We start from the raw sequence: 25,339 nt of genomic DNA, 5'->3' as shown, positions 1-25,339 counted from the left end.
AATGAATAGAAATCAATGACGCTATTCTCAATTCTAATCAAACTGGTTTTCCACGATCTCCGTGAGCACATCGGTCATGGACAGACCGGCGGCTCGCACCTGCTGGGGAATGAAGCTGGTAGCCGTCATGCCCGGTGTGGTGTTCACCTCCAGCATACTGATCTTACCTTCTTTCGAGATGATATAGTCGATACGGATGATACCATTACAATGCAGGATATCATAGATATGACTGGTGATCTGACGCACGCGCTCGGTCACCTCGTCGGACAGACGGGCCGGCGTGATCTCCTGGACCTGACCATTATACTTGGCATCGTAGTCGAAGAACTCATTCGTCGTCACCACCTCCGTAGCAGGCAGCACGACCGACTTTTCCCTGGTCTTATAGACACCGATGGAAATCTCCGTTCCCTCAAGGAAGCTCTCAACCATCACCTCAGGACTCTCCATCATCGCCTTACGGATGGCCGGAGCCAGCTGGTCCTTGTTCTTGACCTTAGAGACACCGAACGACGACCCGTCGGCAGCGGGCTTCACGAAACAAGGCATGCCGATACGCTGTTCTATCTCGTCATCGCTCACCAGTTCCTCATAGCCCTCACGGATCAGCAGCGACTCAGCCACGCTGACACCATAGCCGCGCAGGTACTGGTTGAGCACGAACTTATCGAAGGTCATGGCCTCAACCAACACACTACTGGTACTATAGGGCAGTCCGATCAGATCGAAATAACCCTGCAACAGACCATTCTCGCCCGGTGTACCATGAATGGTGATATAAGCATAGTCGAACACCTTCTTCTCTCCATTCTCGACAAACGAGAAATCATTGCGGTCGATCTTAGCTGTAGTGCCATCCGAGAGCTCCACGCGCCAGTCCTGTGCTTTGATGTCGACAATATACACATGGTAACGCTCCTTGTCGAAGAAGGAGTAGAGTCCCTGAGCGGAGCGGAGTGATACATCATGCTCCGATGAGTCGCCTCCGCAGACGATAGCTATCGTTCTTTTCATATCATTCATTGTGTCTTTACTTTTTTACCTTATTATCTATTTACCTTTCTATTCTCTTACCTTTACGTATCTTCTCCATTTCTCGATCAGTGCAGTCATATCGTCGGGCCACTCAGAGGAGAAGTCCATCTGCTGACCGGTCGACGGATGGACGAACCCGAGCGTGCGGGCATGCAGGACCTGACGGGGACAAAGCTTGAAACAGTTTTGGATATAAGCCTTATAACTCGCCGTGCGCTCGCCCCGAAGGATCTCCGTGCCGCCATAACGCTCATCACAGAACAACGGATGACCGATATGTCTCATGTGGGCACGTATCTGGTGGGTACGCCCTGTCTCGAGGATACACTCCACCAGCGTCACATAGCCATAGCGCTCCAGCACCCGGTAATGGGTGACGGCCGGTTTGCCGATCTCGGAGTCGGGGGGAAAGACCTCCATCCTGAGGCGGTCCTTCGGGTCGCGACCGATATTCCCCTCTATGCGCCCTTCGTCCTCGACGAAGTTACCCCATACCAGTGCGTTATAACTACGATGGGTGGTCTTATTAAAGAACTGCTTGCCCAACGAGGTCTTGGCATCCGGTGTCTTGGCAACGACCAACAGGCCACTGGTATCCTTGTCGATACGGTGCACCAGTCCGACCTCCGGATCATTCGGATCATACGAGGCCAGGTCTTTCAGATGCCAGGCAATGGCATTGACGAGCGTACCGTTGAAATTGCCGCAGCCGGGATGCACCACCATGCCCGCAGGCTTGTTGATGACCATCAGATCGTCATCCTCGTACACCACATCCAACGGGATATCCTCCGGTTCGATCGTCGTGTCATAATGGGGACGGTCGAGCATGAGCGTGATGACATCGCCAGGCCTGACCTTATAATTACTCTTTACGGGCTTGTCGTTCACATGGATAAAGCCCGCATCGGCAGCCTTCTGGATACGGTTCCTGCTGGAATGCTGCTGATGCTCAGAGAGGTACTTGTCGATACGGACAGGCTCCTGCCCTTTGTCCACCTCCATCCGGAAGTGCTCATAGAGCTGACCGTCGCCTTCCGACTCATTGTCGGATTCCTCTTCGGACAACCACTCTAACTCGTCTATCTCGTCCTGTTGCATCATCTCACCTCTTCGAACTCGTCCACGTCGTCGCCACGCATCATCCTGTACTCAGGCTCTATATAGTCGACATCCTCGTCGGAGTCGTACTCACCGCTGCCGATCATCAGGGTCAACGGGGCCTCTATCGACACATGATCGCCCGTAGACACACGGCGGCCCTTGCACAAGATACCATAGACCCAGTCTTTCTCACCCGACACATACTGCGGAGGCAGGAGCTTGAAGCCCAAGGCCGTCAGCTTGGCCTCCGCCTCGCGGTAGCTGCTGTTATCCACCACATCGGGGATCGCAAAGGAAGGAGAGGAAGGAGAGTTCACCGTGACATAGATCGTATGACCGGTCTTTACTTTCATACCCGGTCCCGGGTTCTGCGCCAGAACACAGTCGGCCGCCAGACGCTTGTTGTAGCCAGAGTCGCTGACGATGATGTTCAGGCCCATCTCATCAATCATCAGACGGGCGTCGGCATAGGACATCCCCTCGATCTTGGGCACCTCGATACCCTCACCATGATGCGTGTACCATGCCAGACCGTATTTGACGCCGATTGCCAAAGCGACAATCACAAGGAACATCGCCAGCAGGTTACCCCACAGATAGGCACTGACGAACTTCCCAAAGAAATCCTTTGCTTTCATGTTGTTTCTTCTTTTCTTTAGTGCAAAGGTACGAATAAGCGAGAGAAAAACAAAGAAACTTGTTTCTTTTTTTTCCGAGCGTGAGCACCTTCACCATTGCAGACAGCAGAAATACGGAAGGATAAGAACAGAACAAAGGATTCTTCAGGTTTGTTGAAACGAAGCAAATGCTTAGAACGATACCATAAAAAACAGGAAGAAGCAAAGATTACACTCTGCTTCTTCCTATTTTAACCGAATATTCTGTTAGAGATAACGGATTACTTTCCGTGGTTCTCGTCAGAAACTGTTAACTTCTTGCGACCCTTGGCACGACGTGCAGCCAATACGCGGCGGCCATTCTTTGTGGCCATTCTCTCACGGAAGCCGTGCTTGTTGACGCGACGGCGATTGTGCGGCTGAAATGTTCTCTTCATTGCTTTATACTTATTTTATTTTGTTATTATCGTCACTTTTGGGCTGCAAAAGTACTCATTTCTTTTGAATTACGCAAGTTTTATGCGGAAAAATCCAATAAAATTTGGTTTTTCACTCGATTTGCACTAATTTTGCACCCGAAAACGAAACAAAATCAACATTTTAGTTATATGATTAATTCACAAGACATTAAAAAAGGAACTGCTATCAGAATGGATGGCGGCATCTGGGTTTGCATCGATTTCCAGCACAGAAAGCCAGGTAAGGGTAACACGATCATGATCATCAAGGTTAAGAACGTCTCTGACGGACGTGTTCTGGAGCGTCGTTTCAACATCGGTGAGAAACTCGAAGACGTCATCATCGAGCGCCGCCCCTACCAGTACCTCTATGAGGACCAGTCGGGTCGTATCTTCATGAACCAGGAGACATTCGAGCAGATCCCCATCGACAACGAGCTCGTTATCGGCCATGAATACATGAAGGAGAGCGATATCGTAGAGGTGGTATCCGACACCACCGACGGCACGATCCTCTATGCCGAGATGCCGGTAAAGACCGTGCTCCGCGTTACTCATTCTGAGCCGGGCATCAAGGGCGACACCGCCACTAACACACTGAAGCCCGCCACACTGGAGACTGGTGTTGAGGTTCGCGTTCCCCTGTTCATCAACGAGGGCGACCTGATTCAGGTTGACACCCGCGACGGCAGCTATCTGCAGCGCGTAAAGGAATAATTGAGCATTGAATATTGAACCTTGAAATATTCAATCATCGTTCCCGTCTTTAATCGTCCCGATGAAGTGGACGAACTCCTCGAAAGCCTATCTAATCAGACACTGAAGGACTTCGAGGTCATTATTGTGGAGGACGGATCGACAAAGACATGCAAGGATGTTTGCGACAAGTACGCAGACATCCTTGCATTGCATTATTACGCCAAGGAGAATAGCGGTCCTGGCCAAAGCCGTAATTACGGGGCTGAGCGTGCCAGCGGCGACTATCTGCTCATTCTCGATTCCGATGTCGTACTGCATGAAGGTTATATCCAGGCGGTCGAAGACTCTCTGAAAGAGACTCCTACAGAAGCCTTTGGCGGTCCTGATGCGGCCCATCCCTCGTTTACCCCAGTGCAGAAGGCCATCAGCTATTCGATGACCTCGTTCTTCACCACAGGTGGTATCCGTGGTGGAAAGACGAAACTCGACAAGTTCTATCCCCGTTCGTTTAATATGGGTATCCGTCGTGATGTCTATCTACAGTTGCGCGGATTCTCAAAGATGCGCTTTGGTGAGGATATCGACTTCTCCTATCGTATCGTCGAGGCAGGCTATAAGCCACGTCTCTTTCCCGAAGCCTGGGTATGGCACAAACGTCGTACCGACTTCCGGAAATTCTTCCGACAGGTCTACAACAGTGGCATCGCCCGTATCAATCTCGAGAAGCGCCATCCCGGTACAATGAAACTCGTGCATCTGCTGCCCACCGTCTTCACCGTCGGTGTCATCGGACTGATTCTCATCTCAGCCGTCGGACGACTCCTGATGTACTACTGCGGCAACGACCAATGGCGCTGGCTCTGTCTGCTGCCATGGTTACCGATCATCATATACAGCATCCTTATCCTGACCGACTCGACCATCAGGAACAAGAGCCTCAAGGTGGGACTTCTCTCCGTCCCTGCGGCCTTCGTCCAACTGATGGGCTACGGACTGGGGTTCATCGAATCGTGGTGGAAACGATGTATCCTCAGGCAAGACGAGTTCCAGGCATTCGAGAAAACATTTTATAATTAACCACCAAAGACAAACCCTTCATTGTTAACTTTTAATCCACAAGCTTTTCACTATGAACAAACTAAAAATATCAGAATGGGCGGAGGAAGACCGGCCACGGGAGAAAATGGCAAGTCTCGGTGCAGAAACACTGAGTAATGCAGAGTTGCTGGCAATCCTCATCGGATCGGGCTCCACGGAAGAGAGCGCGGTAGAACTGATGAAACGGATTCTCGCAGATTGTAATAACAACCTGAACACTCTCGGAAAGAGAAACATCAGTGAGCTCTGTGTCTACAACGGTATCGGTGAGGCGAAAGCCATCAGCATCCTCGCCGCCTGCGAACTGGGCAAACGCCGACAGATGGAGACACCGGAGGAACGACCTGATCTTGGTACTGCCACACGCATCTACAACCACATGCGGCCCGTGATGCAGGATCTTGACGTGGAGGAGTTCTGGGTTCTACTACTCAACCAGCATTACCGCCTTATCAAGAAAATACGCATCTCGCACGGTGGTATCACAGAGACCGCTGTCGACATCCGCATCATCATCCGTGAGGCGGTGCTGGCCAACGCTACCATCCTGGCCGTCTGTCACAACCACCCGTCAGGTAACATCTCCCCCAGTCGTCAGGACGATGAGTTGACCAGAAGTATCAAACGCGCCTGTGAACTGATGCGTATTCATTTTCTCGATCATGTCATCGTCACTGACGGACAATATTACTCTTATCATGAGCAAGGGAGATGTTAATGGTCAGAGACGGTTCCTTTCGTCGTTACCAGCACCTGTACCACGATACTTCGAGCCTGAGACATTGAAGTTATAGCTCAGGGTGAGTCCCACGCTTTGCGTGTAACTGTAGTAATCCTGTGCTGTCTTTCCGATGGCATAGTAAGTCGTCGTCTTGTTCTTAGCCGTATGGAAAATATCGTTGGCATACAGAGTAGCTGCCAGGCGCCCTTTCAGGAATGACTTCTGCAATCGGGCATTCACTTGGAATTTGTCACCACGATACATGAATCCCCAGTGGTTGGCGCCAGAATAGTTCACCTGTACCAAAGCCTTAGCCGTCGGATTGATCTCAAACCAGCTATTCAGATTAAAACTGAACTCAGGCTTATTCAGTTTCTTTGGCACACCATATTTCTCTGCATCGAACATCTGCTGATAATAGTGCAGCGTAGCCTGCGGCTGCCAGAACCCGAATTTAGGCGATGCGACGAGTGTGACATAGACACGGTCCTGATGGTCGAAGTTATCTGGACGGAGGATGGCAATCTCCTGCACTTCATCGTACACCTGGCCAACGTGGGTAAAGAAGTCATTCTCGCGAGTAAAACCAGTAACAAAGTTCAGCCATGAATAGGTGAGGTTGAAGTCGATGCTCTGTCTTACCGAGGGACGCAACAATGGGTTACCGCCTTCGTATAGGATTCGACTGTCGTATATGACCATAGAGGTCAACATGTTGTATGGCGGACGGGTGATGCGCTTGTTGTAACTCAGTTGAGCACACCACTTACCCTTCTGCCAGGCTGCTGAGACATTGGGGAACCAGTCGTTATAGGTACGGCTGGGCTCCTCCTGCCAGACGCCAAACGAGGTGTAGTCCGCAGCGACGTGCTCATAGCGCAGACCAGCATTTAGGTGCCACAGGCCTAGTTGTAACTCATACTCAGCAAAGCCGGCGATATTCTTTTCTTCCATCTCGGTGTCCGACTCTGGGATGATATTCTCCAGGTTGAGGTTACCACCACGGCTCTTTGTGCTTGTCGCTTCTGATCCTGCGCTTAACTCACCCTTCCAGACGGGATAGGTCAGCACCAGTTTACCGGCTACCATCTTACGGTCCTCATTGGTCAGCGTGGTGATGGTGCGGTTGCCATATTCCTGACTTGTCTCATACTGATTGTTATTTTCCTCTGATTCACGTCGTAATATGGTAGCGTTCAGATCAATACCCAGTTGCCCTATCTTACCTACATAGTAGGTGTTCAGTTCCCATACGGGCTTGTCTTTCTCGCGGATATCTGTTGTCAGATAGACATTACCATCAAAGGTTCCGTTCTTCATGTAGTACTGTTTCATATCCGACTTGAAACAACTATGGAGGTTCTTTTGCGAAGAGAAACTCAGACCTATAGAATGATCTGTGCTGAAGTCGTAACTCAGACCTGCCTGATACTGAATCTCCGTCCACGAACTCCTGACAGGTAATTCTGCACTGCCGCTAAACAAGTCCTTGCTGATATGCAGTTCTTGATCGATATTTTGATCATTGCTGTAATGACCGTTATCGAGTGCGACATTGGCAAAAGCCTCCAGGCCGCCAGTGCGATATTTCAACGTTAAGTCGTCGTAGGTGTTCCACTTGTTGTTTTTCCAAGTCTGACTGGTGGCCATCAGACTGAATCCATCGCCCAGAGGCTTCAAGGTCTTGATAAGGATCACGGCATTCACTTCGGCATTGTATTTCGCACCAGGGGAAGTAATCACATCGACGCTCTTGACGTCTGTTGATTTCAGCTGTTTCAAGTCACCCATATCGTGCACCTTCTTATTATTGATGTAGATCTCGGGCTCACCCTTGGCCAGCACCTCAAACTTACCATCCTTGCCCTGCACCATCGGTATTATCGACAACAGATCGGCGGCATTGCCGATGTCGTGGAGCAGCGAGTGTTGTACATCGACGGTTACGCCACCCGTTGTTGGTTTGTATTGAGGTCTCTCGCCTTTAATCTCAACACCTTTCACCATATAGGTCTCAGGCTGGAGGGTGATGGTGCCGATGTTGCCCACGCTGACGTTTCGGGTAACGGTCTTATAGCCGACATACGACACTCTCAGTGTGATGCGCTGGGCCTTACAGGGTATTACGAAATCGCCATTCTCATTGCTCACGCCTCCGTTAATATATGTGGAATTTTGATCATTGTTTTGAATTTCTATGGCGTTGTGCAATGAGATATTGGCGAATTCTACGGGTTGTCCGTTTTCGTCCACGATATGGCCTATCACCTTGGTATCTTCCTTTTGGGTACATTCTATGAAGATCTTATCACCTTCATATGTCACCTTCATCGGATAGAAACCAACGACCTCGCGGATGGCCTCTTTGATGGGAAGATCGCAGAAGTGACTGGTGACTGTGAAGTCTTCCAGTTCATCGTAGATGAAATAGATGGTCTTATCGCTGGTGACTGTGTTCAAGTCTTCAAGGACCTTTGACAGTGACTCGTTTTGGTAATGGCGGCTTATCCTCTGTGCCTGAGCACACAACGTCAAGCCACAGAGCAGCACTGTGAATATATAATGTTTCATTTTGTGTTGATTCAAGTTATTCTACAATCAATTTCTTGTTCTCATAAACAATCCGGATGCGCTCAAACTTGTTAAACGTATCGACAAGATCGTCTATCGTCTGTTTTTGGTCCCATGTGAAATAGAGACGGATATGCTTGCTGGCCTCATTCTTATAGATGAGTTCAACCTGATAGTAAGATGCCATATCTTTCAGGATGGTTGCCAATTCTGCATCTTCGTAGACGATGGGTTTGTGCAGAGTACTATCCTGCTCTGTCAGTTGGGCATTGCCAGCTGAGTGTTCTGTATTTACTGTCGCCACGACCTGTTCTTTCTGTAACTTCTGTGAACTGCTATTTATCATCTGCACAGCAGCATAGGTGATACCAGAGAGCAGTAGTACTCCAACAAATATTGCAGCTATCTTGAGAAACGAAAAACTTTCAGTTTTCACGCTTCGCTTTCCATCTCCAAAGTGTTCTGCCTCAAACTTCGTCCACGCCTCGTCGACGATGTCCGATGTATCTATATCGTTATCGTGGAGGGACTCTAGGGTATACATCTGCCTGAGGAGCTTTTCCAGTTTGTCATTTGATTCCATAATCCGATGATTTAAAATAATCCTTTAATTGTTTCAGCGACTGCGACAGATGTTTATGGACGGTGACCTCGCTGACCTGCAGCACCTTGGCAATCTCGCGGTACTTCAAGCCTTGCTGGTAGCGCAGACGAAGTATCTGCTGCGAGAGTTTGGGAAACTGCGTGTCGATGTAGTGGTATAGCATCTGCAGTTGTTCCTGTTCAACGGTCTTTTCTGGGGTGATCATCTCTACAACGACGGCCTTCTGCATCTGCTGTTCTTTCTGTTTGTGCACCAGCAGATTGATACAGCGGTTACGTACGCTTGTCAACAGATAGGCTCGAAGAGTGTCCGACTTGAGATCTGTGCCGCGATGGAGCAGTTGGGCGAACACGTCGCTCACAATATCCTTGCTTTCAGCCTCATCGCCTAACATCCTTAGTGCCAGTCGGAACATCCCGTCATAATGACGTCTGAAAACCATTTCGAATTCTCGTTTGTCGATCATCTGTTTTTGCAGTCTTTTCTTCTTAATACAATTAAGCCCTCCATTTTCCTAAGCAAAAATAATAAAATAAGTTGTTACGTATAGCAAAATTTGATAAAAATACGTATCTTTGCAGCGAATATGACACAAGAAGAGAAAACAATGATAGAAGAGCGGATCGTTGATGTGCTGAAGACCGTCTACGACCCAGAAATTCCCGTCAACATCTACGATCTGGGAATGATCTATAAGATTGACGTACAGGACAACGACTCAGAACCATTTGTTGAACTTGACATGACGTTCACCGCGCCCAACTGTCCCGCAGCCGACTTCATATTGGAGGATGTACGTACGAAGGTGGAGAGTGTCGAAGGGGTGAAAGGCTGTAATGTCAATCTGGTATTTGAGCCAGCCTGGGATCAGTCGATGATGAGCGAAGAGGCACGCGTCGAACTGGGGTTCGACTAATCAACAATTCAGATGAAGAATGTCTATTTCCTTTCCGATGCCCATCTGGGATCGCTTGCCATTCCGCACGGACGGATGCAAGAACGACGACTGGTGCGCTTCCTTGACAGTATCAAGGAGAAAGCAGCTGCCATATACCTGTTGGGCGATATGTTCGATTTCTGGTACGAATACAAATATGTCGTACCAAAAGGATATTCCCGTTTCCTCGGCAAACTATCGGAACTGACCGACATGGGTGTGGAGGTACATTATTTCACCGGCAACCATGACATCTGGGCATACGACTATCTGGAGAAGGAATGCGGTGTTATCTTGCACAAGCAGCCCATGACGACGGAGATCTACGGTAAGATGTTCTTCTTGGCTCACGGCGATGGACTAGGCGATCCCGACAAGAAGTTCAAGCTGATCCGTACCATCTTCCACTCATCCTTCTGTCAGTGGGCCTTCTCCGCCCTGCATCCCCGTTGGGGCATGTGGTTCGGTCTTCACTGGGCCAAGCACAGTCGACTGAAACGTCCGAGCGGTGAGGAACCGCCCTATATGGGAGAAAGCCGCGAACATCTGGTGCTTTTCACCAAAGGATATATCCAGTACCACCCGAACGTGGACTATTTCATCTATGGCCACCGCCATATCGAACTAGACCTTCAACTGACGAAGAAGGTACGTATGATCATCCTCGGCGACTGGATCACCCATTTCACCTATGTTGTCTATGATGGTGACCACCTCTTAATGTCGCAATACGTTGAGGGAGAAAGTATGCCATAGCAAAGCCAACAGATAAACTAGACAAATTATGAAGAGGCAGAAGATTGTAACTTTCGGAGAGCTATTACTCCGGTTCTCAAAGCCAGACCACCAACGACTGACACAGGGTGATATGTTCACCAGCAAATATGGAGGAAGCGAAGCTAACGTGGCCGTATCGCTGGCCACACTCGGTGAGGATGTGACATATATCACCCGTCTGCCAGACACCCCTGTCGGACATGCAGGAGCTATGTGTCTGGCTCAGTTGGGTGTCGACACCAGTCATGTGCTCTACGGAGGACAACGCATTGGCACCTATTACTTTGAGCCGGCAGCAGGCATGCGTCCCGCCAAGGTGATCTACGACCGCAACAACTCCGCCTACTACGACCTGAAGCCTGGTATGATTCCCTGGCGCGAGATCTTGAAAGACACTTTATTCTTCCATGTATCTGGTATCACTGCGGCTATCTCACAACAGGCTGCCGATGCCACCTTTGAGGCACTCGATATTGCCGACGAGTTGGGTATAACCGTCTGCTTCGACATCAACTACCGCAAGAACCTATGGCGCTATGGGGCCGACCCACGGGAGACTCTTAGTAGGATGCTGTCACGGTGCGACATGATGTTTGGCGATGCCATCGAATTTGAATGGCTGAGTCAGCATCCACAGCCGCCATTCACGGCAACAGACTCAAACTTCAAGATGCAGATGGATGAGTATAAGGAATGGTTCGACGAACTGCATGAACGTTTCCCACGATTGCGGAACTGGATGATGGGCATGCGTAATATCGTGTCGTCCAACCACCACACTCTGACAGGTCTGCTATGGACCGACGGAGAGCTTCTTCAGGCTCCCATCGTAGATATCCCCGACGTAGTGGACCCCGTAGGGGTGGGCGACGCTTTCATGGGCGCGTGGTTACATGCCATGAGGGTATACCCCGATGACAAACAGAAACAACTCAACTATTCGCTGGCCGCAGCAGCCCTGAAGAACACGATACCCGGTGATTTCAACCTGTCGACCGACGAGGAGATCACCGCTTTGCTGTTATAGCTTATCGTACTCGGACTTCATCCATTCGAAACGCGTGTTCAGCCACTCCTTCAGATCCTGCACCTCATTCTTATAGGATCCCCAGATATCGGCATTCTTATAAGTATAATGATATAAGGTGCCCCAACGATCCTCATTCTCTATGACAGAATAACGGAGATAATCGGCATAATCATTCAAGAACATAAACACGTCGTTTCTATGCTTATAGAAGAAGTCGAACCGTTCTTTCAGTCTCGCAACAAAGGCAGGATCCTTCATCAAACGACTGTACCACTTCGTCTGCGTGAGGAGATTCCCCTGTGGGGAGATCCATTTCAGATAACTAGAGCCGCTTTCCTTAAGGTTACCGTATGCGATATCAAAGTCCCAGAGTGGTCCCATCTTCAGTTTTCCTCCTCTCTCCAGATGCATGAATGTACTGAAGTTGAACATACAGTCAACATTCTTGGCAATCTCATGGATGAGATACCAGTCAACGAAAGAATCCATATCCATATACTTCTGCCATCCAGTGGAAGGATTCGTAAAGCTGGAGGAGAACAGGGTACGCTCAAGCGTTGACATATAATTCACGATATACGTGTAATTAGCATCATCATACTGCACATCCTCAGGCTCTTTGATTACGATAGCCGGATCGACATAGGTCGTATGGAAATATGTCGCGTCGTCCTCACGGTCGGCCCAGTTGTTGCATTCGAGCAAGAACCCGTCGTCACCGACGGCCACCCGGTGATTGGAGACTTTCACTTTCTCTGTCAACAGATAAGTACCGTCATAACGACCGTTGAAGATCACCTCCACGAAATGATAACAAGGGGTCCAGTCCATATTACTCATCTTACCCAGATAGAAAGACAACGCATTGCGAAGCATACTCTTGTCCGTCCAGTTAGGAATCAGCACCCATGACTTGTCTTTATGTTCTCCGAGGAAAGACACTTTCTCGTCGAACTTCAGTCTGTATGGTTTCTTGGGAAGGCCCCATGTCGAGTTACCACGGCCCTTGATATGACCGACAGCCTCGGTCACATCACCGGCACTTCTCGTCCGTACATCCTCCACCAACTTGACCGAAGCATCAATATAATACTCCTTGGATGTAACTTCCTGCTGACCTGCCGTATTGATGTAGAGAATCGGTAAGCCCGTATAGGAATGGACATACATCAGGTAGTGAACCATCTTGTCCGAGGTCATGACCGTCACCTTTAACGGTTTCTTGAAGTTGAACTTCGTCTCTCCACTGACAGCCTCAATACCATCGATGGTGACCATGGTACCGTCGAAAGTGAACTGCGGGATGAGTTGTTTCTCGGTAACGATGCCCGGCAACCAGCACTCTATCGTATTATCATCGACAATCTCGCATTTGATGTCCGCACTCAACTTCGGGTTCTCCGCCTTAGCAAAAGTGACGGACAACAACTTCGGCTCAACTGGTGGCACAACAGCCCGGACAGCCTCAAGACTGTCAAGCTTCTTGGCCAACTCCTCCCATTGAAGGCGCAGGCCTCTGTTCAGCGCTGCCTGGTCGGCATTCCGTTGAGCCTGTTCCTCGTTCCACTTGGCCTGCTCTTCGTTCCGCTTCGCCTGTTGCTCATTACGTTCCTTCTGTCTCTTGTTGGCCTCCTCGCGAAGATCCATCCTCTCGAAGTAATCCGACAGGTCTTCCTTACAGCTAGTGAGGCATAGGACTATGATAGCAAAGAATACGATCTTTCTCATCTTCTTGAATTAGATAAACATCACCAATATCCGTCGGCCAAAGCCTTACATCTTATCAAACTCACCTTTCAGCCATGTCATCCGTTTATCCAACCATGACTTCATAGAACCCACGGCATTCTGATACATCACTGAGACATCGGAGCTATACGACTTATAAGAGTCGAACACCTCCCATTTGTTGGAGTTCTCTCGTACAGAATAGCGCAGATACTGGGCGTTGGAATTAATCTCCGACAGAATCGTGTTACGCTGCTTATAGAAATAGTTGAAGCGTTCCTTCACTTTAGTCACGAATGCTGGATCCTTGAACAGACGAGCATACCAGTTTGAGTTCTTTACGACAAAGCCATTCGAACTGGTATTCTTCACATTTCCGAAAGCATTCTCAAAGTTCCATATCGGACCCATCTTTAATTTACCATCCCGCTCAAGAGTCATATAGCAGTCGGCAGCAAAGGCGCCGTTTGAGTTCTTGGCAATCTCATTGATCAGATACCAGTCAACGAAAGAGTCCATATCAAGATATTTCTGCCATCCGGTAGAGGTATTGGTGAAATCCTCCGAGAAGAGAGCATCTTCCGCTGTCGTAATGAAATTCTTGATATATTTATAGTTCGCATCCCCAGAGCTCACGCTCGGAGCAATGATGCTCAGCGGTTTCTCGATGGTCTGTGCACTGAAGTTCGTACCAGAGGTCTTTGCGTCAATCTTCAGGATAAAGCCGTCTTTACTAATATTGACTCTGTCGGCCCCCACCTCAATCTTATCACCAATCATATAGGTACCAAAGTAAACCCCATTCATCATGACATCGACATAATGGAAGCGCGGTGTAAACGCCAACTTACTGATCTTTCCCATAGCATAGGCGGTCTGATTACGAAGCATCGTGATATCATCGGCATTAGGAATAAGTGCCCAAGCCTTATTCTTCGCCTCGTCCAGTACCGAGATGACACCATTGAACTGGAGTTCGTAAGTATTCTTCCATAGTTCCGTGTATGTCTTGCCCGTCAGGTTTGGTTTCCACCACTGTGTTGAGCCAATACCTTTAATCTTTCCACTTGCCTCAATTACACTTCCGGAAGAACGGGTTGTCACGTTCTCTGCCAGCTTGAACTGGGCATTATAGAATCTCTCGACAACAGAGACCTGACTTCTGTTCATGGTCTCAATCCAAAGGATAGGCAGACCAGTGTACGAGTGGACATTAATAGTATAATCCTTCGTCTTGTCAGATGAAGTGATGGTCATGACGACGGGCTGACTGAAGTCAACCTCCGTGACGCCACTCTCAACAGCCTTGCCACCAATCGTGACGTTCTCTCCCTGATAAGTGAAATGAGGAATAAGTTTTTTGGAACTCATAATATTGACGACCCAGCACTCCACAATACCATCGGCACTGATATCGCACCGTGTATTCTCCACGAGTAGGAGCGGATTCTCAGAAGCCAGGAATTCCATAGAGAGCAACTTCGGCTCTACTTTATTCATCTCTTTCTCTATCTCGTCTATCCGATTCTGGGTGTTATCCAGATCATTCTGCAGTCTCTCGGTCTCATCGGCCAAGTCCTGACCCTGTTGCTCAAGATCCTTACTTTTGTTCTCAAGATCCTTTCCCTGTTGCTCAAGGTTCTTACCCTGCTGCTCAAGATTCTTGCCTTGTCTTTCTATCTCATCAATTCGCTCCTCAATCTCTGAAAGATCCGTCTTACATGCTGAGAAGCAAAGTAACGCCATACAGAAAAAAACAAACTTTTTCATTTCTAATCCTAATATTTGACCATAAACATATTTACGTACTACCACAACAGACTCCATCGTTCCACAAGTGTTAGTAATCGGCAAAGTCCATAGTGCGATGCAAAATTAATCTTTTTTTTGTTACTTCTTGCATTTTTTGTAATTTTTTTATAAGAAACTGACAAATACATATCCCTGTCTGCTCAGACACAGAAAAAGGGTAGCCCATGAAGGACTACCCTTGATTATCAGATGTTACCATCGTACGATTACAGAAGATTCATCGTGTCGGTAGCAATCATCAACTCTTCATCGGTCGGGATGACAACCACCTTCACCTTCGAGTCATCGGCAGAGATGATTGCCTCCTCACCACGTGCGCTGTTCTTTGACTCGTCGAACTTCACACCGAGGAACTCCATATTCTTGCACACCTCTGAGCGCATGCTGACCTGATTCTCTCCGACACCAGCAGTAAAGACGATAACGTCGAGCCCACCCATGGCCGCAGCATAGGCTCCGATATATTTCTTGATACGATAGAAATACATCTCTTGAGCAAGTCTGGCACGGGGATTACCCTCCTTGGCAGCATTCTCAACATCGCGCATATCGCTGGAACCGCCAGTGATACCAGCCACTCCACTCTGCTTATTCAACAGGTTGGACATACCATCGGCATCAAGACCAAGTTTCTTTTCGATGAAGGTTACTGCACCTCCATCAATATCACCGGCACGGGTACCCATCACAAGACCCTCCAATGGGGTAAGACCCATGGACGTGTCAATGCACTTTCCGTCGACAATGGCAGCAAGAGAGCCACCATTACCTACATGACAGGTAATCATCTTTGTTCCCTCCGGCTTGATACCCAGGAACTCACAGGCACGCTGCGAGACATAACGATGAGAGGTGCCATGGAATCCATAACGACGGATGCCGTATTTCTCATACAGCTCATAAGGAATAGCATACATGAATGCCTTCGGTGGCATCGTCTGATGGAATGCCGTATCAAACACACCCACCTGGGGCAGACCTGGCATCAACTCTTTGACGGCATTAACTCCTTTCAGATTGGCGGGGTTATGCAGCGGAGCCAGATCAGAGCACTCTTCAAAAGCCTTCAGCACCTCGTCGGTCAGGATGACCGACTTATTAAACTTCTCTCCGCCATGTACCATACGATGGCCAACCGCATCAATCTCATCAAGCGACTTGATCACGCCTATCTCAGGGTCGGTCAACAACGAGAAGATGAATTTCACGCCCTCCGTATGCTCGGGGATATCATGCATAATCTGTTTCTTCTCACCATTTGGCAACTTCACTTTCACAAAAGCGTTGTCGAGTCCCACACGCTCAGCGCCACCCGACGTCATCACGCTCTTATCATCCATATTATACAATGCGTACTTGATGGATGACGAGCCACAATTCAGCACTAATATCTTCATACTTTCAAATTACTTTTTGGCATCCATAGCCTGACAAGCCGTGATGGCCACCATATAATAGATATCATCCACGGAACATCCGCGAGAGAGATCATTCACAGGACGTGCGATACCCTGGAGGATCGGACCGATGGCAATAGCATCACCCAGACGCTGAACCATCTTATAACCGATGTTTCCGACCTCGAGATTCGGGAACACCAAGACATTAGCCTTACCAGCGATATCGGAGCCGGGCGCTTTCTTTGCGCCCACGCTGGGCACAAGAGCAGCATCAGCCTGCAGTTCTCCGTCGATCTTCAACGTAGGATCGAGTTCCTTTGCCAGACGGGTAGCCTCAATGACCTTGTCGCAGACTTCGTGCTTAGCAGATCCCTTTGTCGAGAAACTCAGCATAGCCACGCGAGGCTCGGCAAATCCGGCCACCGACTTAGCTGTCTGAGCGGTGCAGACAGCGATCTGAGACAGCTGAGCGGCATCAGGCATCGGTGTCACGGCGACATCACCGACGACAAGCACGCCATCCTCACCATATTGTTTCTCCTTGGAGATCAGCAGCAGACCACCGCTGACACAGGTGATACCAGGGGCACACTTGATAATCTGAAGTGCCGGGCGCAGGGTGTCGCCCGTCGTCGACAGGGCACCACTAATCTGACCATCAGCGCCTTCTGTCTTAATAATCATACATCCGAAATACAAGGGGTTCTTCACAAGCTTACGGGCTTCCTCAATAGTCATGCCCTTACTCTTACGGAGCTCAGCCAACTTCTCTGCATACTCTTCTGCTTTCGGACTAGTTTCCGGATTAATAATAGTTGCTTTTCCAATACTCGTCAGTCCCCATTCTGCTGCGAGTTTGTTGATCTCATCGGGATTACCAATCAGGATGATATCTGCAACATCGTCAGCCAGCACTTTATCGGCTGCACGAAGTGTACGCTCCTCTGTTGCCTCGGGGAGCACGATGCGCTGCTTGTTAGATTTTGCACGCGCTACAATTTGACCTAATAAATCCATCGTTTGTTTTTTATATTAAAAAATTACTCTAATTCCTTAGTCAGTATACTCTCCAACTCCTCTGCCGAAAGCCGGAGGCGGAACTCGCCCCTGACAGCAACAGAGATGGCTCCCGTCTCCTCTGAGACAACAACAGCCACAGCATCGCTCTCCTGAGAGACACCCATGGCTGCACGATGACGAAGACCCAATTCTTTGGGGATGTCCAAGTCATGACTGACGGGCAAAATACATCCTGCCGCTTTAATACGTTTCTTCGATATGACGACGGCTCCGTCGTGCAAAGGTGAATTCTTAAAGAAGATATTCTCTATCAAGCGCTGATTAATGACCGCGTCAATCTGGTCGCCCGTAACAACAATATCATCCAGAAGCACTGTCCGCTCCAAGACAATCAAGGCGCCGACCTTGGCCTTACTCATGTTCATCGACGACATCACGATTGGCATAATCGTCTCCTTGACGTCGCGCCGTCCTTTTTCCTTACCTTTCGTAGAAGTAAAGAACTGAGAGAATGCCCTTATACGACGGTGGGCGCCCAAATTATATAGGAACTTCCGGATATCGTCCTGAAAGAGCACGATCAAGGCTATGACACCCACACTGACAAGTTTGTCGAGGATAGACCCCAGTAGACGCATCTGTAATACCTGCGACACGAAAAGCCAGCAGATGACAAACACCATGATGCCGATGAACACGTTCAGCGAACGCGACTCACGCATCAGTCGGTAGATATAGTAAAGCGTCAGCGCTACCAACAGAATGTCAATAATATCTTTCAGTCCGAACTCAAAAAACATCTATTCTTGATTTTTGACCGTTAACGACTGGACTATCTTGCAACACTCCACAGCCTCACTCACATCATGCACACGAAGAATGCTCGCCCCCTTCATCAGTGAGATAGTGTTAAGGGCAGACGTTCCATTCAAGGACTCCATTGGGGTACATCCAAAAAGTCTGAATATCATTGATTTACGAGACACTCCCACAAGCACAGGAAGATCCAAGACCTGCAGTTTCTCCAGTTCACCCATCACCTGATAGTTCTGTTCTAACGACTTCCCAAAACCAAAGCCGGGATCGAGAATGATATCATTCACACCCCAATCGCGCAACTGCTGTACCTCTTGGGCAAACGAGAGCAACATCTCTCGCATTGTCGGTCGGACAGACATTAATATATAAGGTACGCGCAGACGAGAAACCATCCGGAACATCTCTGTAGAGCCCTCACTGACATCGTTGATAATATCGGCACCATACTCCTCCACGGTCATACGTGCCACATCGGGACGAAATGTATCAACAGAAACAACAGCATCAGGGATTTCGCGACGCACAATACCAAGGCCGAAACGCAACCGTTCCATCTCCTCCTGTTCCGATACGACCTGACAACCAGGGCGGGTAGAACATCCGCCGACATCTATCATCGTCCCTCCTTGCTCTATGATCTGATGGACTCGTTCGGCTATCTCCCGCTCTGTCTGTTTTCGGCTTCCAGCATAGAAAGAGTCGGGTGTCACGTTCAGGATACCCATCACTTGTGGTTCCGACAAGTCCATCAGCCTGCCGTGTACATTTATCATATAGTCCATATCGCCTACAAAGATACGAAATAATTCATAATTGATGGTTCATAGTTCATAGTTTTTTTGTAATTTTGCACAAAAAATAGTGAAGACGATGGATATCAAGGAACTGTATCAGCTGTATCTGCAACATCCCTGCATCACGACCGACAGTCGAGACTGTCCGGAGGGAAGTATCTTCTTGGCGTTGAAGGGAGAGTCGTTCGACGGGAACAAGTTTGCCGAGGCTGCCTTAGAAAAAGGATGTGCCTATGCGATTGTCGATGACCCGGAAATCGCCAAAGAGCAACAATCGGGCGACCATAGTGGACAGTTTATCCTTGTCGACGACTGTTTGCAGACTTTCAAGGATCTTGCCCGTGAGCACCGTCGCCAGTTCGACATCCCAGTAATCGGCATCACCGGCACCAACGGTAAGACGACTACGAAAGAGTTGATTGCCGCTGTTCTCTCACAGAAATACAATGTGCTCTATACACAAGGAAACTTCAACAACGATGTCGGCGTACCCAAGACGCTCTTCCGTCTGACGAAGGAGCATGAGATCGCTGTTATCGAAATGGGAGCCAGTCACCCTGGTGACATCAAGACACTTGCCGAGACTGCCGAACCAACCTGTGGTCTAATTACGAATGTGGGTAGGGCTCATTTGCAGGGCTTCGGTTCCTTCGAGGGAGTCATCAAGACGAAATGTGAGCTCTATGACTTTCTTCGCACCCAAGAGGACGCTCTCATCTTCCTCAATGCCGACAATGAATATCTCATCGATCAGATCGGGGAGGACGAGGATATATGGATCAGTCCGTACTCCACCGATCCAGAGAACCAATATACGTGCATTAGCGGTGAGATTACTGCCAATGATCCATTCCTCAAGTTCCGTTGGCGCGAACCATTGATGACACTCGAAGAAGAGGGCCGTTCCACAAAATGGCACAAGGTACAGACCCAACTCGTGGGCTCGTACAACATCGACAATCTGTTGGCGGCTATCGCCGTAGGCATTAACTTCGGTGTCGATCGCAAGAAGATCTGTGCGGCACTGGAGGACTACGTTCCGAGTAATAATCGTTCGCAGATGACTGTCACCAAGAACAACCGCCTCATCGTCGATGCTTACAATGCCAATCCGTCAAGTATGACTGCCGCACTAGAGAATTTCCAGATGATACAAGCAGACCATAAAATGGTGATTCTTGGTGACATGCGTGAGCTTGGCGACGCTTCCGTCGAAGAGCACCAGCATGTTATTGATTATCTAAAGAAAATGGACCTTGAGGATGTCTGGCTCGTCGGCGACGAGTTTGCCAAGACCAACTGCGATTTTAGGAAATTCCATGATGTGGAGGAGGTAAAGACAGCCATCACATCACAATCGCCTGAGGGTAAGACCATTCTGATCAAAGGCTCCAACGGCACCAAGCTTTTCCAACTGCCGGAACTACTATAACTACCGTAGTTGAAAGGTTTCATCATGATATTACCATTGATGATCATGAAGAAAATAACTATCTGGTCAGGTCTATTCCTTTGTCTGCTGATGACAGGTTGTCAGAGACAGGAAGAGTTAGAAGAAGGGAACGCCGTTTATTATTGGCGCACCGACTTCCGGCTCGACTCGACAGAACGGGTATTCCTGAATCAATACCATATCCAAAAGATCTACTGCAGATATTTCGATGTGGTGATGGACACGACACAGGGTCGGGGGCCTATGCCAAATGCAACCATATCGTTTAGCGACACCTTACCAAGGAATATAGAAATCATCCCGACTGTCTATATCATGGAGGACTGCATGCATCAGTCGCATCAAGGACTGGCAGAAAAGCTCGTGAGACGCATCCGTCAGATGAATGAAACCAACGGCATCCCGAATGTCCGGGAGATACAGATTGACTGTGACTACACTGTCAGAAGCAGAAACGTATATTATGAGTTCCTACGAGAAGTCAAACAGGCATGGAGCCAACAACTTTCGACCACCATCCGCTTACACCAGTTATCGATGACTCCTCCACCTACAGACTACGGGGTGCTGATGATCTATAACACAGGCCATCCAGAGAATTATATGGAGCGGAACCCTATCCTCGACATCCGGGATGTATCGCCCTATCTGAAACATCTCAATGATTATCCCCTTCCATTGTCCACCGCCTATCCCGTATTCTCGTGGCTGAGGATTATTCGGGGGGTGCATGTCGAGCACACTGTAGAGGCAGAGGAGATTCTGAAAGTGAAACGAGCTGTAGAACAGAGACGTGACGGTCTGAAACGTAGCATCATTACTTATCATCTTGACAAAGAGAATATTCACAGATATAAACCGGAAATCTATGAGGAGATTTATCACCACTAGTCTGTTGGCAGTCATCGCACTGCCCATGCTGGCCTGCTACTGGGCAGACAATCACAACTACTATCTGTTTAGCGTCTATGAGCGGACAGAGTTCAGTAACCGTATGGATGAGATAACCAGAAACAATTGGAAGGCCTACCTTGGACAGAACGATGACAGTTATTTTTTCTTCCGTGCAGACGACATCATCAAAGCTGCCCGGAAAAAGGGCGACGCTCTGATGGTCAGTTATGTGCAGAATCTCGAGAAATACCTCAGATGCGTGGCCATTGAGGAACGGAAGCAACGGGAATGGAACTACCCCACCAAGGAAGAGATCAACGCTTGCAGAAAGAATCTGCAAGCTATCCGCAGCTACGCTGCCGGGAAACTGAAAACACGGCTTCGTTCGCAGCATGCCCTTCTCTATATGCGTTCCAACATGATGCTCGGGCAGCATGATACAAACATCAACTTCTGGGAGCAGACTGCGAGTCAGTATATCGAGACCGTCTACAAGGACATGATGAAGAACATCTATGCCGGAGCCCTGTACAAAACCGGTCAGGAGGCAAAGGCAGGAGAGTTGTTTGCCGAGATGGGCGACTATAATAGTCTGATGACACAATATTATAAGAAGCGCTCTTTCGCCGCCATCCGTCAGGAGTATCTCCGCGACCCCAATGCCAAAGTGCTACCCTTCCTACTACAAGATTTCGTCAACAACTCACAGGAAGCCTATGATGCCTGTCAGCCACATGGTGAGGGTGAGGCGTTTGGCGGTAAGCTTTTCATCCGCGACATCTCACAAGACGAAGCCAAGCAGATGCGTAACTTCTGTGAGCAAGTTGTGAAAGAAAGAAAAACAGAGGTTCCTGCCCTCTGGAAAAGTGCCAAAGCCTGGTTAGAGTATATGTTTGGTAGTAAGGAACGGGCACTGAAGGATATCCGAACAGCAACGACTCTGTCTGGCACAGAGCGGATTAAAGACAACGCCCGCGTATTACGTCTATATATCGAGTCGGCTCTCGTTCCCCAGAGTGAGAATTATGACAACTGGCTGGCACAAGAACTAGAGTGGTTGTTTAGCAAACAAGCCGAAAACCATTATCAGAACGTACTGAACCGCGTCACCTACCAAACTCTCAAGAAACGCTATGCTGAAAGTCCAGAACGGATGGCCGCCTTGTTTAATGCGACCGGCACTTATGAATACGAGACCTATATCGACACCATGAAGGTAGAAAGATTGGAGGACTACCTCCAGTATACACTCCGGTCTCCTCGCACGCCCCTTGATCGTTTTCTATGGACTCACCAGAAAAAGACAGAACATGCGTTGGAGGATCTCATTGGCACGAAGTATATGCGTCTTTGTCAGTGGGAAAAGGCCATCCAGTGGCTGAAGGACATTCCGACATCGTACTATGAGAAGAAAGGCTATGCCGTCTATGCCGCCAATCGCAAGTATGACGTTGCTCCCTGGATCAAACGGCAGTGGCTGAGAAGTGCTGTTCTCTATAGTAATCATAACGGCAAACTAAAGTCAAACCCAAAACTTACCTTCGCACGGGAGATGCAACGCATGGAAGGCGAATTAAACGTGCTGTCGGGTGAAGAGCTAAAGAAACGATACTACGAATTAGCCATACGCTATGCGCAAGCTAGCTATACAGGTGACTGCTGGTTCCTAATGCGTGACGGGAAGAATGTCTCCGACTCTGTCCGTATCAATGAGACAGACCTCGCCGCCAAGGCCGCAGAACTCCTGCGAAAAGCAGACAACTCTAAAGACACAAGACTGAAAGAGGAAGTACTCTTCGCTAAAGCATACATCTATATGAATCCTTCACCCTGGTATACACTGACATGGAACAGTAACACCTATGAATACGACCGTCACCCTGCTCCACAGTCTGCGCAATACAAAGCCTTCGCCTCCTTGGTGGAGTATGAGAAGAGCATCAATAAACCCAGTGGATACGTGTCGAAGTGCGATGAATACAAACAGTTTCTGCAAGCTTATAACCGTCGGTAAAGAGAGAGCGGATTAGGCGTTTTTCCGCTTATTTCTAATTTTTTATCTATTTTCTTGCACGAAATTCAAAAAATAGCAGTACCTTTGCAGCCGATTTAAAAAATCGGGATGTAGCGCAGTTGGTAGCGCACTACGTTCGGGACGTAGGGGTCGGGCGTTCGAGTCGCCTCATCCCGACCAAAAAAAGGAAGTGACTAGCAAATTAGTCACTTCCTTTTTTCATATAGGACTTATAGTTACGCCATATCTCTATTTTCACATCGAAATGGCCATTCGTAATACTAACCATAATACCTCACTTTTCCCAGTTTGTTTTGAGTAATCTGGTTTTTGAATTGTTAATCTTCTCTAAGATTAGAACTATCGATTTTACTTTTGCATTTATGATGTGTCAAACAAGATAGAAGTGTAAAAGTAACAATTAACTCATTATCAAATTTAAAAACCAAACTTTAATTTTATGAAAAAGCTATTAATTTCGTTGATGGCTCTCACAAGCCTCACAGCAATCGCGCAGAATCCTATTGTTCCTTCTGTAAAAGCAGAGGTTGAGGACTTCAAACCTGCGACAACCAACCAAGAGAACAAACAGTTCCCGGCCATTAACTCTAAGCGTCAGGTCCGTGCACAGATTACCGCACCTCAGGCCACATTTGTAGGACTTGACATTGCTGGAAAAATCTATGAGATGACCAAGGATGAGAACGGAGTGTGGACTGGTACTTCAGAGCCTCAGGACGAAGGTTTCCATTACTATCAGCTCAACATCGATGGTGCAAACGTGCCCGATCCAAATAGTTTGTACTACTACGGTGCCAGCCGTTGGGGAAGCGGTATCGACGTTCCCGCTGCCGACGAGGACTTCTATACAGTCAAGAATGTTCCTCAGGGTTCTGTCAACGAGGTATATTATTACTCATCAGTAACTCAGAAGATGCGCCACGGCTACATTTATCTGCCAGCAGAATATTATTCTAATCCAGATAAAAAATATCCTGTGCTCTACTTGCAGCATGGCATGGGTGAGAACGAGACGGGCTGGAGTGCTCAGGGCAAGACAGGCATTATCATGGATAATCTGATTGCCGCAGGTAAGGCCGTACCCTTCATCATCTTTATGGACAATGGTCTGAACGCCCGCAAGCCGGGTGAGCAGCCTATGGGCTTTGGCGGTCCACGTCCCGGTGGCGTACGCCCACAAGGTGCTCCTCAAGGACCACGTCCGCAGGGTGCTCCTCAAGGTGGTGCTCGTCCACGTATGAGTGGAGCTGACTTTGCCAAGATGGCCAGACGTATGGGTGGTGCTTTCGAGGAAGTACTGATTAAGGACATCATCCCGATGGTTGAGAAGAACTACCGTGTGGTTGCCGACGCAGAGCACCGTGCTATGGCAGGTCTTTCAATGGGCGGTATGCAGACCCACGGTATCACGCTGAACAATCCCACCACATTCTCCTATGTCGGCATCTTCAGCGGTGGCACTATCGGTGCTGACGAACTAACCGATATTCCTGACTTCAAGAAGACCAATAAGGTACTCTTTATGAGTGCTGGCGGCAAGGAAACAGGAATGGCAGAAGGTGAAACCAGCGTAGGTAAGGTTGCCGAGGATCTGAAGGCCATTGGCATCAATGCTCACAGCTACATCTCACCCGAGACTGCACATGAGTGGCAGACCTGGCGTCGGAGCCTATATCAGTTCGCACAGTTGCTTTTCAAATAAGCACTAAACATAGAATCAAACAAAAAAA

23 protein-coding genes and 1 tRNA gene are annotated in these 25,339 nt (G+C 48.6%); 11 read left to right on the top strand and 13 right to left on the bottom strand.

Going from position 1 to position 25,339, the window contains the following annotated elements; all coding sequences use genetic code 11:
- Positions 1-33: 33 nt before the first annotated feature.
- The 4 genes from BLU99_RS10715 to rpmH form a co-directional block, all read right to left on the bottom strand.
- Entirely contained in the window at positions 34-1,026 is a 993-nt protein-coding gene (locus BLU99_RS10715) for a D-alanine--D-alanine ligase (RefSeq protein WP_091901955.1), read from the bottom strand.
- A gap of 39 nt (positions 1,027-1,065) precedes the next feature.
- The gene (locus BLU99_RS10710; RefSeq protein ID WP_369807724.1) at positions 1,066-2,139 is read right to left on the bottom strand and encodes an RluA family pseudouridine synthase; all 1,074 of its coding nucleotides are present in this window, start codon (positions 2,137-2,139) and stop codon (positions 1,066-1,068) included.
- Entirely contained in the window at positions 2,139-2,780 is a 642-nt protein-coding gene (locus tag BLU99_RS10705; RefSeq protein WP_091901951.1) for a PASTA domain-containing protein, read from the bottom strand. The genes BLU99_RS10710 and BLU99_RS10705 overlap by 1 nt, the downstream gene beginning before the upstream one ends.
- A gap of 260 nt (positions 2,781-3,040) precedes the next feature.
- The gene (rpmH, locus tag BLU99_RS10700; RefSeq protein WP_013063965.1) at positions 3,041-3,196 is read right to left on the bottom strand and encodes a 50S ribosomal protein L34; all 156 of its coding nucleotides are present in this window, start codon (positions 3,194-3,196) and stop codon (positions 3,041-3,043) included.
- Positions 3,197-3,367: 171 nt separating this feature from the next.
- On the opposite strand from rpmH, the gene efp reads away from it, so the two are divergent.
- From efp to radC, 3 genes are read left to right on the top strand one after another with little or no spacing between them, the layout of a single operon-like run.
- The gene (gene efp / locus BLU99_RS10695; RefSeq protein WP_036911629.1) at positions 3,368-3,934 is read left to right on the top strand and encodes an elongation factor P; all 567 of its coding nucleotides are present in this window, start codon (positions 3,368-3,370) and stop codon (positions 3,932-3,934) included.
- A gap of 21 nt (positions 3,935-3,955) precedes the next feature.
- Complete coding sequence (locus BLU99_RS10690) at positions 3,956-4,993, top strand: glycosyltransferase (protein ID WP_091901949.1); 1,038 nt, start codon at positions 3,956-3,958, stop codon at positions 4,991-4,993.
- Between the two features lie 52 nt (positions 4,994-5,045).
- Positions 5,046-5,732: a RadC family protein gene (gene radC, locus BLU99_RS10685; protein ID WP_091901946.1), complete on the top strand. Its 687-nt coding sequence runs from the start codon at positions 5,046-5,048 to the stop codon at positions 5,730-5,732.
- A 3-nt stretch (positions 5,733-5,735) separates the two neighbouring features.
- On the opposite strand, the gene BLU99_RS10680 is transcribed toward radC, so the two are convergent.
- Genes BLU99_RS10680 through BLU99_RS10670 form a run of 3 tightly spaced genes read right to left on the bottom strand, consistent with a single transcriptional unit; the run spans position 5,736 to position 9,352 of the window.
- Positions 5,736-8,306 (bottom strand): outer membrane beta-barrel family protein, encoded by a 2,571-nt coding sequence (locus BLU99_RS10680; RefSeq protein WP_091901943.1) that lies wholly within the window; start codon positions 8,304-8,306, stop codon positions 5,736-5,738.
- A gap of 16 nt (positions 8,307-8,322) precedes the next feature.
- Entirely contained in the window at positions 8,323-8,889 is a 567-nt protein-coding gene (locus tag BLU99_RS10675) for a DUF4974 domain-containing protein (protein WP_091901940.1), read from the bottom strand.
- Complete coding sequence (locus BLU99_RS10670) at positions 8,876-9,352, bottom strand: RNA polymerase sigma factor (protein ID WP_176771127.1); 477 nt, start codon at positions 9,350-9,352, stop codon at positions 8,876-8,878. The genes BLU99_RS10675 and BLU99_RS10670 overlap by 14 nt, the downstream gene beginning before the upstream one ends.
- A 144-nt stretch (positions 9,353-9,496) precedes the next feature.
- On the opposite strand from BLU99_RS10670, the gene BLU99_RS10665 reads away from it, so the two are divergent.
- From BLU99_RS10665 to BLU99_RS10655, 3 genes are read left to right on the top strand one after another with little or no spacing between them, the layout of a single operon-like run.
- The gene (locus tag BLU99_RS10665; RefSeq protein ID WP_091901936.1) at positions 9,497-9,826 is read left to right on the top strand and encodes a metal-sulfur cluster assembly factor; all 330 of its coding nucleotides are present in this window, start codon (positions 9,497-9,499) and stop codon (positions 9,824-9,826) included.
- A 12-nt stretch (positions 9,827-9,838) separates the two neighbouring features.
- The gene (locus BLU99_RS10660) at positions 9,839-10,603 is read left to right on the top strand and encodes a UDP-2,3-diacylglucosamine diphosphatase (RefSeq protein WP_091901934.1); all 765 of its coding nucleotides are present in this window, start codon (positions 9,839-9,841) and stop codon (positions 10,601-10,603) included.
- A gap of 28 nt (positions 10,604-10,631) precedes the next feature.
- Positions 10,632-11,651 (top strand): sugar kinase, encoded by a 1,020-nt coding sequence (locus BLU99_RS10655; RefSeq protein WP_091901932.1) that lies wholly within the window; start codon positions 10,632-10,634, stop codon positions 11,649-11,651.
- On the opposite strand, the gene BLU99_RS10650 is transcribed toward BLU99_RS10655, so the two are convergent.
- The 6 genes from BLU99_RS10650 to folP form a co-directional block, all read right to left on the bottom strand.
- Positions 11,646-13,382 carry a CotH kinase family protein gene (locus tag BLU99_RS10650; protein ID WP_091901930.1) on the bottom strand — a complete coding sequence of 579 codons (1,737 nt, stop codon included), beginning with the start codon at positions 13,380-13,382 and terminating at the stop codon, positions 11,646-11,648. The two genes, BLU99_RS10655 and BLU99_RS10650, sit on opposite strands and share 6 nt — an antisense overlap.
- Before the next feature lie 45 nt (positions 13,383-13,427).
- Positions 13,428-15,152, bottom strand: coding sequence for a CotH kinase family protein (locus BLU99_RS10645; RefSeq protein ID WP_176771126.1), 1,725 nt, complete (start codon positions 15,150-15,152; stop codon positions 13,428-13,430).
- Positions 15,153-15,400: 248 nt separating this feature from the next.
- Positions 15,401-16,591: an acetate kinase gene (locus tag BLU99_RS10640; RefSeq protein ID WP_091901925.1), complete on the bottom strand. Its 1,191-nt coding sequence runs from the start codon at positions 16,589-16,591 to the stop codon at positions 15,401-15,403.
- 9 nt (positions 16,592-16,600) lie between these two features.
- Positions 16,601-17,611, bottom strand: coding sequence for a phosphate acetyltransferase (gene pta / locus BLU99_RS10635; protein ID WP_091901923.1), 1,011 nt, complete (start codon positions 17,609-17,611; stop codon positions 16,601-16,603).
- Between the two features lie 23 nt (positions 17,612-17,634).
- Positions 17,635-18,414 carry a diadenylate cyclase CdaA gene (gene cdaA / locus BLU99_RS10630; RefSeq protein ID WP_091901920.1) on the bottom strand — a complete coding sequence of 260 codons (780 nt, stop codon included), beginning with the start codon at positions 18,412-18,414 and terminating at the stop codon, positions 17,635-17,637.
- Positions 18,415-19,215, bottom strand: a complete 801-nt coding sequence (folP, locus tag BLU99_RS10625) for a dihydropteroate synthase (RefSeq protein WP_091901917.1) — start codon at positions 19,213-19,215, stop codon at positions 18,415-18,417.
- An 88-nt stretch (positions 19,216-19,303) separates the two neighbouring features.
- On the opposite strand from folP, the gene murF reads away from it, so the two are divergent.
- From murF to BLU99_RS10600, 5 genes are all read left to right on the top strand, one after another.
- On the top strand, positions 19,304-20,659 hold the full coding sequence (gene murF, locus BLU99_RS10620; protein WP_091901915.1) for a UDP-N-acetylmuramoyl-tripeptide--D-alanyl-D-alanine ligase: 1,356 nt from the start codon (positions 19,304-19,306) through the stop codon (positions 20,657-20,659).
- Positions 20,660-20,704: 45 nt separating this feature from the next.
- Positions 20,705-21,571: a hypothetical protein gene (locus BLU99_RS10615; RefSeq protein ID WP_144006138.1), complete on the top strand. Its 867-nt coding sequence runs from the start codon at positions 20,705-20,707 to the stop codon at positions 21,569-21,571.
- Positions 21,549-23,588 carry a hypothetical protein gene (locus tag BLU99_RS10610; RefSeq protein ID WP_091901910.1) on the top strand — a complete coding sequence of 680 codons (2,040 nt, stop codon included), beginning with the start codon at positions 21,549-21,551 and terminating at the stop codon, positions 23,586-23,588. Before BLU99_RS10615 ends, BLU99_RS10610 begins: the two co-directional genes overlap by 23 nt.
- A 104-nt stretch (positions 23,589-23,692) precedes the next feature.
- Positions 23,693-23,768 (top strand) — tRNA-Pro (locus BLU99_RS10605).
- A 280-nt stretch (positions 23,769-24,048) separates the two neighbouring features.
- On the top strand, positions 24,049-25,311 hold the full coding sequence (locus BLU99_RS10600) for an alpha/beta hydrolase (protein ID WP_091901908.1): 1,263 nt from the start codon (positions 24,049-24,051) through the stop codon (positions 25,309-25,311).
- Positions 25,312-25,339: the final 28 nt, after the last annotated feature.

Source organism: Prevotella sp. lc2012 (assembly GCF_900107065.1).
GTDB lineage: Bacteria > Bacteroidota > Bacteroidia > Bacteroidales > Bacteroidaceae > Prevotella.
Note: the sequence above shows the minus strand (reverse complement) of the source record. Positions and strands in the feature narration are given on the sequence as shown.

Coding starts and splice junctions, on each gene's coding strand:
- BLU99_RS10715 (WP_091901955.1), bottom strand. CDS start 1,026: ATGAATGATATGAAAAGAACGATAGCTATCGTCTGCGGAGGCGACTCA.
- BLU99_RS10710 (WP_369807724.1), bottom strand. CDS start 2,139: ATGCAACAGGACGAGATAGACGAGTTAGAGTGGTTGTCCGAAGAGGAA.
- BLU99_RS10705 (WP_091901951.1), bottom strand. CDS start 2,780: ATGAAAGCAAAGGATTTCTTTGGGAAGTTCGTCAGTGCCTATCTGTGG.
- rpmH (WP_013063965.1), bottom strand. CDS start 3,196: ATGAAGAGAACATTTCAGCCGCACAATCGCCGTCGCGTCAACAAGCAC.
- efp (WP_036911629.1), top strand. CDS start 3,368: ATGATTAATTCACAAGACATTAAAAAAGGAACTGCTATCAGAATGGAT.
- radC (WP_091901946.1), top strand. CDS start 5,046: ATGAACAAACTAAAAATATCAGAATGGGCGGAGGAAGACCGGCCACGG.
- BLU99_RS10680 (WP_091901943.1), bottom strand. CDS start 8,306: ATGAAACATTATATATTCACAGTGCTGCTCTGTGGCTTGACGTTGTGT.
- BLU99_RS10675 (WP_091901940.1), bottom strand. CDS start 8,889: ATGGAATCAAATGACAAACTGGAAAAGCTCCTCAGGCAGATGTATACC.
- BLU99_RS10670 (WP_176771127.1), bottom strand. CDS start 9,352: ATGGTTTTCAGACGTCATTATGACGGGATGTTCCGACTGGCACTAAGG.
- BLU99_RS10665 (WP_091901936.1), top strand. CDS start 9,497: ATGACACAAGAAGAGAAAACAATGATAGAAGAGCGGATCGTTGATGTG.
- BLU99_RS10660 (WP_091901934.1), top strand. CDS start 9,839: ATGAAGAATGTCTATTTCCTTTCCGATGCCCATCTGGGATCGCTTGCC.
- BLU99_RS10655 (WP_091901932.1), top strand. CDS start 10,632: ATGAAGAGGCAGAAGATTGTAACTTTCGGAGAGCTATTACTCCGGTTC.
- BLU99_RS10650 (WP_091901930.1), bottom strand. CDS start 13,382: ATGAGAAAGATCGTATTCTTTGCTATCATAGTCCTATGCCTCACTAGC.
- BLU99_RS10645 (WP_176771126.1), bottom strand. CDS start 15,152: ATGAAAAAGTTTGTTTTTTTCTGTATGGCGTTACTTTGCTTCTCAGCA.
- BLU99_RS10640 (WP_091901925.1), bottom strand. CDS start 16,591: ATGAAGATATTAGTGCTGAATTGTGGCTCGTCATCCATCAAGTACGCA.
- pta (WP_091901923.1), bottom strand. CDS start 17,611: ATGGATTTATTAGGTCAAATTGTAGCGCGTGCAAAATCTAACAAGCAG.
- cdaA (WP_091901920.1), bottom strand. CDS start 18,414: ATGTTTTTTGAGTTCGGACTGAAAGATATTATTGACATTCTGTTGGTA.
- folP (WP_091901917.1), bottom strand. CDS start 19,215: ATGGACTATATGATAAATGTACACGGCAGGCTGATGGACTTGTCGGAA.
- murF (WP_091901915.1), top strand. CDS start 19,304: ATGGATATCAAGGAACTGTATCAGCTGTATCTGCAACATCCCTGCATC.
- BLU99_RS10615 (WP_144006138.1), top strand. CDS start 20,705: ATGAAGAAAATAACTATCTGGTCAGGTCTATTCCTTTGTCTGCTGATG.
- BLU99_RS10610 (WP_091901910.1), top strand. CDS start 21,549: ATGAGGAGATTTATCACCACTAGTCTGTTGGCAGTCATCGCACTGCCC.
- BLU99_RS10600 (WP_091901908.1), top strand. CDS start 24,049: ATGAAAAAGCTATTAATTTCGTTGATGGCTCTCACAAGCCTCACAGCA.